Here is a 10157-nt window from a genome sequence, read left to right as displayed (position 1 = left end):
CGCCCGGGGAAGGGCGGGACAAGAGGCGACAGGAACAGGTATGAACCGGATCCATTCGTTCGAGGAAAGCCTGAACATGCTGCGGCGGCATGTGCTGCTGCTGGTCAGCGTGTGCGCGGTCGGGATCATCGTTTCGGTCGTCTATGCGCTCAGTCTCCAGCGGCTTTATGAAACCTCCGCCGTGATCCAGATAGAACAGCCGCGTATCCGCGAACCGCAGACCACGTCGGCCACCGCCAACTCCGCCACAATGCAACAGCTTCAGATCATCGAACAACAGGTGATGGCGCGCGACAACCTTCTTCATATTGCTCAGGAATATGATCTTTTTGCCGATCGTCCGGAATTGTCGGAGGCCGAGCGTGTGGTTCAAATGCGACAGGCGGCGAGCGTCAGGCAGATTTCCGATCCGAACCTGCGCTGGCGGTCGGATCTTACCCCTACGGCGATGCAGATCACCGCACGCTGGGGGGATCCTGAGCTTGCCGCGGCCATCGCCAACGAGCTTGTGACAAACGTGCTTGAACAAAACCGCCGAAGGCGGGCGGAACGCGCACGCGAGACATTGGAATTCTTCGAAAGCGAGGAAGAGCGCGTCGGGCAGGCCATCGCCCGGCTTGAGGGGGAGATTGCCCGCTTCAAACGCGAGAATGCACAGTATCTGCCAGACGGGCTCAGCGGGTTGCGCGAGGAACGAAGCGGTCTGCGCGAATCCATGTTCGAACTGGATCGCCAGATCCTGGAGCTTCAGGCGGGACAGCCGACCCCGGGCTCCATCATGGCCGCGCGCGTGACCCGCCTTGAGGAGCAACGCGATCTGATCGGACGACGGATTGATGAGATCGAGACCATTATCCAGGCCTCTCCGGAAGTGGAGCGCGAATTCAATCAGCTGACGCGGCGGCTCGAGAAACTATCGGAACAGTATCAGGTGATCACCCGCAATCAGGCGGAGGCCGAAATGGGGCAGATGCTGCAAACCTCGCAGCAATCCGAGAGCTTCACGGTGCTTGAACGGGCCCTGGTGCCGGAACATCCGATCTCACCGAACCGCAAGCGCATTGTCTTCATAGGGGCCGCCTTGTCCGCTTTGGTGGCGCTGGTGCTGATGATCCTGCTCGAACTGCGGAACCCCGTGCTGAGAAGCGCCACCCAGTTCGAGCGTCAGGTGGGGATACGGCCCATAGTTTCGATTCCCATCGTCGAGCTTCCGGGCGAACGCCGCAAGCGGTGGTTCATATGGGGCGGCGAGGCGGCACTGATCCTCTTTGTCGCTGTTCTCATCCTGCTGTTCATTCTCGGCTGATCCTGTCTCACCTGCGCGGATCGCGGTGAACCGAATCACTCTGTACCTCGTTTCTGGTCGGAAGGCGGGATTCAGGTTAGAAGTGGTCTTTTCTGATGCGAAACGCGAAACTTTCCCCGTTTAGGCGGGTTTGAGGCATGACGCACTCAGGTTGTGTTGATCCCTTTCGGGAAACAATCCAGCGGGTATTTTCAAAACCATTTCCAAACGCGGCGATAAACTAAACCTTAAAGTGTGTAGTTTTTCGCCCAAATCACGCCACAATTCGGCCGAAACATATTAATTCATTTATTATCAATGACTTAAGCAAAGTGCCCCACACTGCTTGTTGGACTTTCGCCGTAGTTTTGCTATATATTTGACATAATTCGACACGGCTTAGGGACAATTGTGTAAAAACCAAGGCAGAAAACCCAGACATTCATAAGTCTGTCCTCTCCTTGGATTTCCACCAAGTAGCCAGCCACCGAAAACGGCCCAAGCGGGGCAGGGCCGGGATCAGCGATCCACTGTTGTGGAATCGTGTGGATATTTGTGTGCCTGGCCAATGTCGCTGCCATCTGGGGACTAAATGCCATGACTTTACAGTCACGAAACGAGTTCGCCGAAGCATTTGTGATCGAGACACCCCGCTTCGGTTTCTATCGAGACCATTTCAAGCGTCAGCTTGATATACTGGTCTGCCTGATGCTCGCACCGCTGGTTCTGCCGATCGTGCTGGTGCTGGCGCTGATCATAGCGCGCGATGGGGCCTCGCCATTCTACTGGCAGGAACGCATTGGCCGTAACGGTCGTGTGTTCCACATGCTCAAGCTGCGCAGCATGGTGCCCGACGCGGACCAGATGCTCGAAAGGTATCTTGACGAGAATCTGTTCGCGCGGCGCGAATGGGACGAGATGCAGAAGCTCCGGATTGATCCGCGCATTACGCCGATCGGACGCCTGCTCCGCACGACATCGCTCGACGAACTGCCGCAGCTCTGGAATGTGCTGTGGGGGCAGATGTCGCTGGTCGGACCGCGCCCGATGATGTGTTCGCAGAAGGAGCTTTATCCGGGGAATGCCTATTTCTCCATGCGTCCCGGCATCACCGGCTACTGGCAGATCTCCGAACGCAATGAGACGAGCTTTGCCCAGAGGGCGATCTACGACACCCGGTATTACCGGGAACTGTCGCTGAACGCCGATCTGCGGGTGCTTGTGCGTACTGTCGGCGTCGTGCTGGCCGCCAACGGGCAATAGATGCCCCGGACGTGAAAACCGGAACCGGCACCGACGCAATACCGACGTTATACCGACGCTTTACCGACACGCCGAATCAGACCTCTTGTGGTCCGGAACGGCGTGTCGCGCGTCACTTGCGGATATAGATCTTCCAAAGCCAGATCAGCAGTAATGAACCGAGAAGCGCGCCGACAAAGCCTGCGGCAAAGCCCATAAGGCTTAGCAAAACCCGAAGGACGACACCGCCGATCAGCGCCCCGGCGATGCCGATCACGATTGTGGTGATCACGTCGGTGTCGAGTTTCATGATCCGCGTGGCGATGAAACCCGCAGCAGCGCCCACAATGACAAGCCAGATGATCCACATATGATTTTTCCTATCTGCGCCAATGGGTTGGCGAAATCTTCATGTCAAAGTCGCGTGCCCGGTGGCAGGGGAAAGCCGCGCAGGAAACCCTCGCTGTCCTGCGCCCCCTTGCCCGCACGCTGCAACCTCGTCAGCCGTACGGCACCCGTGCCGCAGGCGACGGTGAGCCTGTTGTCCAGCACCTCACCTGCCACGCCATCGCTCGCGTCAGCCAGTTCGACCCCGAGAACCTTGACGCGCTGTCCCTGCACCTCCAGCCAAGCGCCGGGAAAGGGCGCGAGGCCCCGGATCTTCCTGTCCACAACCTCGGCAGGCGCCGTCCAGTCGATCCGCGCTTCGGATTTGTCGATCTTCGCGGCATAGGTCACCCCCGTTTCAGGTTGCGGCATTGGGGTCAGCTCGTCCAGCCGGTCAAGCGCGTCGGTGATCGCCTCGGCTCCGAGCCTGGACAGCCGGTCATGAAGGCTCTCGGCGGTATCATGCGGGCCGATGGGGGTGGCCCTGCGCAAAAGCACCGGGCCGGTATCGAGACCAGCCTCCATCTGCATGATGCAGACGCCGGTTTCCGCGTCGCCGGCCATGATCGCGCGCTGAATGGGCGCCGCGCCGCGCCAGCGCGGCAAAAGCGAGGCATGAATGTTCAGGCACCCGCGCTCTGGCGCGTCGAGAATGGGCTGCGGCAGGATCAACCCATAGGCCACGACCACCGCCACCTCGGCCCTCAGCGCGGCGAAGGCAGCTTGTTCCTCTGGCGTCTTGAGGCTTTCGGGGTGGCGCACCTGCAGCCCCAGCGCGGTGGCGCGGGCGTGAACAGGGCCGGGGCGTGGTTTCTTGCCGCGCCCCGCGGGTCGGGGGGGTTGGGTGTAGACAGCGGCCACCTCATGACCGGCGTCAACCAGCGCGTCGAGCACCGGGACCGAAAAATCCGGGGTTCCCATGAAGATCAGACGCATCGCGTTGCCTTTGCCAATGTTGACACAGTCTCAGTCCTATCCCAGTTTGCGCGCCTTGCGCAAAAGCATGTCGCGTTTCACCTTCGACAGGTGGTCGAAGTACATCCTGCCGTCGATGTGGTCGATCTGGTGCTGAACGCTTGTCGCCCAAAGTCCGACGAAATCGCGCTCTTCCGTCTCGCTCTTTTCATTGAGAAATCGCACGGTCACGGCACGCGGGCGGTCTATTCTGGCTGAAACGCCGGGAAGGTTGGGGCTTGCCTCTTCATGCGTGCGAAGCTGGGCGGACGCATGCAGAATTTCGGGATTGGCCATGCGCACGGGCTGCCCGCGTGCCTCGGAGGCGTCCACCACGATGAGGCGAAGCATCTCGCCGATCTGATTGCCCCCCATGCCGACTCCGGGCATCGCCTCCATCGTGTCGATGAGATCGGTCCAGATGCGGCGCACGTTATCGGTGATGGTATCCACAGGCACCGCCGCAGTGCGCAGCCGTCTGTCGGGCCAGCGCAGGCAGGGGCGGACACTCATGCAAGAACTCCATAGTCGGCCAGAAGTGCCGTGCGGGCGCTGTCGTCCACACGATCAAAGATTACGATCCCATCGAGATGATCGTATTCGTGTTGCGCGCAGATGGCCGCAAAGCCGGTCAGCCGCTCTTTCTGCCATACGCCATCAAGGCCCTGCCATCGCAGGATGATTTCCGCGTGGCGTGGCACATCCGCTGCGACTCCGGGGATGGACAGGCAAGCCTCCTGTCCAGTGACAATGGCGTCGGATCTCGACGTGATCTCGGGGTTAATACAGACATAAGGCGTGGGGGCGCTATCCTTCCACGTCGGATCCATAACGAAAAGCCGCTGCGTCAGCCCGATCTGAGGTGCGGCCAGCCCCCGACCCGGCGCCTCATACATCGTTTGCAGCATATCATGGGTGAGTGCCTTCAGGGCGGAAGGGTCTGCAACCGGCGTGCAGGGCGTTGAGAGCCGTGTGTCCGGCCAGCGGAGGATTTGCATCCCAAGTTCCTTTCGGGTCAGGCGTGTTGCCCACAGTCAGCCGCGAGCGCGGTCGCGCTTCATCTTCTGGGATTTGCGGGTCATCATCTGCCGTTTCATCGGGCCGAGGTAGTCGATGAAAAGCTTGCCGTTCAAATGGTCGATCTCATGCTGTATGCAGGTGGCCCAAAGCCCGCCGAAATCGCGTTCCTGCGGATTGCCGTTCATGTCGATCCAGCCCGCCCGCACTTCGGCGGGGCGCGTGATGTCCGCGAACTGTTCGGGAATAGACAGGCACCCTTCCTCATATGTATTAACGTCATCCGAGGAGGAAAGAATCTCGGGGTTGAACATCACCATCGGCTGCGGCTCCCCCTCTTTCACGCAATCGAGGACGATCAGCCGGCTCAGCGTACCAACCTGAGGCGCCGCCAGACCGATCCCGGGCGCGGCATACATCGTCTCAAGCATGTCGCGCGCCAGTGAGCGCAAGTCGTCCGACAGGTCGGTCACGGGGGCGCAGACTTTCTTCAGGCGCGGGTCGGGGTGGATGATGATCGGCTTTTGCATGCGTGATCAGATAGGCGATGCGCGCGACCTCTGCAACGCCCCCTTGCGCCTGTCAGTCAATCCGGTAGCGTTCCCCGAAAAAGAGGGTAAACGCATATGAATTTCGATGAGATCATTGATCGTCGGGGCACGGACTCGGCCAAATGGGACATGATGGAGCGCGCCTTTGGCGTCCCGCCCGAGGATGGAATTGCCATGTGGGTGGCGGACATGGATTTCCGCGCACCCGATTTTCTGCAAGATGCGGTGCAGCGTCTGCTGGAGACGGCGAACTACGGCTATTTCTCGGGGATGGAGACATTCCACGAGGCGGTGCAGTGGTGGATGAAGACGCGGCACAACTGGCGGATCGAAAGCGACTGGATCTTCGTGACGCACGGGCTTGGCAACGGGATCGCAATGACGCTTCAGGCGCTGACCGCGCCCGGAGATCGTATCGTGACCTTCACGCCAGTTTATCATGAGTTTCAGGCCAAGATCGAGCGCAACGGCCGGGTGAACACGCAGCTACCGCTTAGGCTGCGTGAGAACGGCACCTATGACATGGATTTCGACGCCTACGAGGCGATGATGACAGGCAAGGAGAAGGTCGCGCTCATCTCCGCGCCACACAATCCGGCGGGCCGGGTCTGGACACGGGACGAACTTGAGGCACTGGCGGATTTCTGTCTCCGACACGATCTAATTCTGATTTCGGACGAAATTCACCACGATCTCGTGCTGCCGGGATACAGCCATCTGAACGCCCATGTGGCGCTGCCGCAGATTGCCGACCGGCTGGTGGTTATGACCGCGGCCTCCAAGACATTCAACATCGCTGGCGCCCGCACAGGCTGCGTGATCATTCCCGATGATGCGCTCCAAGAACGGTTCGCGAAGTTCTTTCGGCAGTTCGACATCAGCCCAAACCTGCTTGGTGTCGACCTGACTCGGGCCGCCTATTCGCCGGCAGGGGCGGATTGGGTCGATGCGCTCAATATCTATCTCGATGGAAATTATCGCGCGTTCAAGGACGGAGTGGACGCGATCCCGGGACTTACGGCGATGCCGATGGAGGCGACCTATCTCGCGTGGGTCGATTTTGCCGGAACGGGCATGGCGCGCGAGGAGTTTCAGGACCGGATCTACAAGGACGCGCGCATTGCCGCGACACCCGGGCAGACGCTGGGCCGGGGCGGGGAAAGTTTCATGCGGTTCAACCTCGGCACCCCGCGTGCGCGGGTTGAAGAGGCGGTCGCGAGATTGAGCGCGGCCTTTGGGGACTTGCAGTAAAGCATCGCCGTTGCTTGCGGGGCAAATCCTTCCATGACGAAGTTGCCCCGCAAGAACAATGTCCGAACAATTCACATGATCGCGGGCGCGATCTATCCCTGCAGCGATTTTACCGACATTTCCCCGTCCTCGCGGGTCTTCATGGCCAAAGCCGCGGCATTGGCGCCGGCGGCCGTGGTGAAGTAGGGAATCTTGTCGTAGAGCGCCACAGAACGGATTTCGCGGCTATCCTCGACCGCCTGCACGTTCTCGGTGGTATTCATGACCAGATGAATTTCCCCGTTCTTGAGCACGTCCACGATGTTGGGTCGACCTTCATAGACCTTGTTTACATGCTCGCAGGTGATGCCATTCTCGCTCAACCAGCCTGCGGTGCCGCTGGTGGCCACGATGGTAAAGCCCATCTCTGCCAGCGTCTGTGCCGCTTCGAGCATCACGGGGCCCTTGTCGGAATCCTTGATCGAGATGAAGGCCCGGCCTTCGGTCGGCAGCACCATTCCCGCTCCCATCTGCGCCTTGAGGAATGCACGCGGGAAGGAACGATCCCACCCCATCACCTCCCCCGTGGAACGCATTTCCGGGCCAAGGATCGTATCGACGCCGGGAAAGCGTGCGAAGGGCATGACCGCCTCTTTCACCGAGAACCATGGCATGTCGGGATCGGCCAAGGTCATCGGGTCCGCGAGCGGCAGGACGGTGTCATAGCTTACGTCCTTGTAGGGCGGACGGTGCGGAAAGGCCGAGAGTTTCTCACCTGCCATGACGCGCGCGGCGATCGAGGCGATGGCACTGTCGGTGGCTTTCGCCACGAACGGCACGGTGCGCGAGGCGCGCGGGTTGACCTCGATCAGGTAGATATCATCCCCCTTGACCGCGAATTGCACGTTCATCAGCCCCACCACGTTGAGCGCGAGCGCGAGCGCGTGCGTCTGGATTTCGATCTGCTCTATGATGCTGCGGGGCAGCGAGTAGGGCGGCAGCGAACAGGCGCTGTCGCCGGAATGGACCCCTGCCTCTTCGATATGCTGCATGATTCCGGCGATATGGACCTGCTCGCCATCGCTGATCGCATCTACGTCAAGTTCCGTGGCACCGTCGAGATAGTGATCGAGCAGAACCGGGCTGTCACCGGAGACGACCACCGCCTCCTTGATGTAGCGTTCCAGATGGCCCATGTCGCGCACGATTTCCATCGCGCGCCCCCCCAGAACGTAGGACGGACGGATCACCAGCGGAAAACCAATCTCATCGGCAATCGCAAGCGCCTGCGCGTCGGTGGAGGCGATGCCGTTGTGGGGTTGTTTCAGGCCAAGCTGGTTGACGAGCGCCTGAAAACGCTCGCGATCTTCGGCAAGGTCGATGGCGTCGGGTGTGGTGCCCAGGATCGGGACGCCTTCTGCCTCCAGCGCGCGGGCGAGTTTGAGCGGAGTTTGCCCGCCATACTGCACGATGACACCATGCAGCGTGCCGTTTTCCTGCTCCACCCGCAGGATTTCCATCACGTGCTCAAAGGTGAGCGGTTCGAAATAGAGCCTGTCGGAAGTGTCATAGTCGGTCGAGACTGTTTCCGGGTTACAGTTGATCATGATCGTTTCATAGCCCGCATCGGTCAGGGCAAAGCAGGCATGACAGCAACAATAGTCGAACTCGATCCCCTGACCGATACGGTTGGGGCCGCCGCCAAGGATCACCACCTTCTTGCGGTCGGTGGGCCGCGCCTCGCATTCCGTGTCGCCCAATACAGGCGTTTCATAGGTGGAATACATGTAAGGGGTCTGGGCCTCGAACTCTGCCGCACAGGTGTCGATACGCTTGAAGGAGGCGGTGACCCCCTGCGCCAGCCGCAGTTTTCGCACATCGGCCTCGGCAAAGCCGGTGAGCTGTGCCAGTCGGGCATCGGTGAAGCCCATCATCTTGAGCCGCCGCAGCCCGTCGGCATCGCGCGGCAGGCCGCTCGCGCGCACTTCCTCCTCGGCGTCCACAATCTCGCGGATGCGAGACAGGAACCACGGGTCGAACATGGTGACATGCTGGATTTCATCATCCGAAAGCCCGTGGCGCATGGCCTGCGCGATGGTGCGCATCCGATCCGGCGTCTGCTTTGAAATGGCCCGGATCAGGGCGGATTTCTCGGGCGCGCCGTCAATCTCGATCTCGTCAAAACCGCTCAGGCCGGTTTCCATGGAAGCCAGCGCCTTTTGCAGGGATTCATGAATTGTGCGGCCGATGGACATGGCCTCGCCGACCGATTTCATGGCGGTGGTGAGATGTGGTTCCGATCCGGGAAACTTCTCGAATGCAAAGCGCGGGATTTTGGTCACGACATAGTCAATTGTCGGCTCGAAGCTTGCGGGCGTGACCTTCGTGATGTCGTTATCCAACTCATCGAGCGTATAGCCGACGGCGAGTTTCGCGGCGATCTTCGCGATGGGAAAGCCGGTGGCCTTGGACGCCAGTGCCGAGGACCGCGACACGCGCGGGTTCATCTCGATCACGATCATTCGGCCGTTTTCCGGATTCACCGCCCACTGCACGTTGGAGCCGCCGGTTTCCACACCGATCTCGCGCAGCACCGCAATCGAGCCGTTGCGCATGATCTGGTATTCCTTGTCGGTCAGGGTCAGCGCCGGGGCGACAGTGATCGAATCGCCGGTATGCACGCCCATCGGATCGACGTTTTCGATGGCGCAAACGATGATGGCGTTGTCGGCCTTGTCGCGCACCACCTCCATCTCGAATTCCTTCCAGCCCAGAAGCGATTCGTCGACAAGGATCTGACCGACCGGAGAGGCGTCCATGCCCGACCGGCAATAGTGGATGTAATCCTCGCGGTTGTAGGCCACACCGCCGCCAGTGCCGCCGAGCGTGTAGGCAGGGCGGATAATGGCGGGCAGGCCGATGTCTTCAAGTGCCTCAAGCGCGATGCGCACTCCGTCCTCAAGATCGGCCGCGCCATTGGCCTTCTTTGGGGCCGTGACGATCGTCGCGCGGGGGTTTTCCAGCCCGATCCGCTCCATCGCCTCGCGGAAAAGCTTGCGGTCCTCGGCCATTTCGATCGCTTCGCGCCGGGCACCGATCATCTCGACCCCGAACTTCTGCAATACACCCATTTCCTCGAGAGCGAGCGAGGTGTTCAGCCCGGTTTGCCCGCCCATCGTCGGCAGGAGCGCATCAGGGCGCTCTTTCTCGATGATCTTGGCCACCACCTCCGGAGTGATGGGTTCGATATAGGTGGCGTCGGCCAGCACCGGATCGGTCATGATTGTCGCGGGATTGGAATTCACGAGGATGACACGGTATCCTTCCTCGCGCAGGGCCTTGCAGGCCTGGGCACCGGAATAGTCGAACTCGCAGGCCTGTCCGATGACGATCGGACCGGCGCCGATGATCATGATGGAGTGGATATCGGTTCTTTTCGGCATGACGGACCTCGGGCAGGGGGACGCCGCCCGGGCGGACTCGTCCGGGCG

9 protein-coding genes are annotated in these 10157 nt (G+C 60.5%); 3 read left to right on the top strand and 6 right to left on the bottom strand.

Going from position 1 to position 10157, the window contains the following annotated elements; all coding sequences use genetic code 11:
- Nucleotides 1–40: 40 nt before the first annotated feature.
- Both BMW66_RS07865 and BMW66_RS07860 read left to right on the top strand, forming a co-directional pair.
- Nucleotides 41–1306, top strand: a complete 1266-nt coding sequence (locus tag BMW66_RS07865; RefSeq protein ID WP_093117203.1) for a GumC family protein — start codon at nt 41–43, stop codon at nt 1304–1306.
- 576 nt (nt 1307–1882) lie between these two features.
- Nucleotides 1883–2548 (top strand): sugar transferase, encoded by a 666-nt coding sequence (locus BMW66_RS07860; RefSeq protein ID WP_093117201.1) that lies wholly within the window; start codon nt 1883–1885, stop codon nt 2546–2548.
- A 112-nt stretch (nt 2549–2660) separates the two neighbouring features.
- Here the strand turns inward: BMW66_RS07860 and BMW66_RS07855 are convergent, their stop codons facing one another.
- The 5 genes from BMW66_RS07855 to def (BMW66_RS07835) are packed head-to-tail and all read right to left on the bottom strand — an operon-like array spanning nt 2661 to nt 5415.
- The gene (locus tag BMW66_RS07855) at nt 2661–2897 is read right to left on the bottom strand and encodes a GlsB/YeaQ/YmgE family stress response membrane protein (protein WP_093117199.1); all 237 of its coding nucleotides are present in this window, start codon (nt 2895–2897) and stop codon (nt 2661–2663) included.
- Between the two features lie 44 nt (nt 2898–2941).
- Nucleotides 2942–3850: a methionyl-tRNA formyltransferase gene (gene fmt, locus BMW66_RS07850; RefSeq protein ID WP_093117197.1), complete on the bottom strand. Its 909-nt coding sequence runs from the start codon at nt 3848–3850 to the stop codon at nt 2942–2944.
- 36 nt (nt 3851–3886) lie between these two features.
- Entirely contained in the window at nt 3887–4381 is a 495-nt protein-coding gene (gene def, locus BMW66_RS07845) for a peptide deformylase (protein WP_093117195.1), read from the bottom strand.
- On the bottom strand, nt 4378–4866 hold the full coding sequence (gene def, locus BMW66_RS07840; protein WP_093117193.1) for a peptide deformylase: 489 nt from the start codon (nt 4864–4866) through the stop codon (nt 4378–4380). Before def (BMW66_RS07840) ends, def (BMW66_RS07845) begins: the two co-directional genes overlap by 4 nt.
- A gap of 36 nt (nt 4867–4902) precedes the next feature.
- Nucleotides 4903–5415: a peptide deformylase gene (gene def / locus BMW66_RS07835; RefSeq protein ID WP_093117191.1), complete on the bottom strand. Its 513-nt coding sequence runs from the start codon at nt 5413–5415 to the stop codon at nt 4903–4905.
- 96 nt (nt 5416–5511) lie between these two features.
- Here def (BMW66_RS07835) and BMW66_RS07830 point away from each other — a divergent pair, with 96 nt between their 5' ends.
- Entirely contained in the window at nt 5512–6687 is a 1176-nt protein-coding gene (locus tag BMW66_RS07830) for a MalY/PatB family protein (RefSeq protein WP_093117189.1), read from the top strand.
- Nucleotides 6688–6779: 92 nt separating this feature from the next.
- Here the strand turns inward: BMW66_RS07830 and carB are convergent, their stop codons facing one another.
- On the bottom strand, nt 6780–10109 hold the full coding sequence (gene carB / locus BMW66_RS07825) for a carbamoyl-phosphate synthase large subunit (RefSeq protein WP_093117187.1): 3330 nt from the start codon (nt 10107–10109) through the stop codon (nt 6780–6782).
- Between the last annotated feature and the right edge of the window lie 48 nt (nt 10110–10157).

The sequence above is a fragment of the Salinihabitans flavidus genome (genome assembly GCF_900110425.1).
Classification (GTDB): Bacteria; Pseudomonadota; Alphaproteobacteria; order Rhodobacterales; family Rhodobacteraceae; genus Salinihabitans; species Salinihabitans flavidus.
This window is presented reverse-complemented; position numbering and strand designations above follow the sequence as displayed.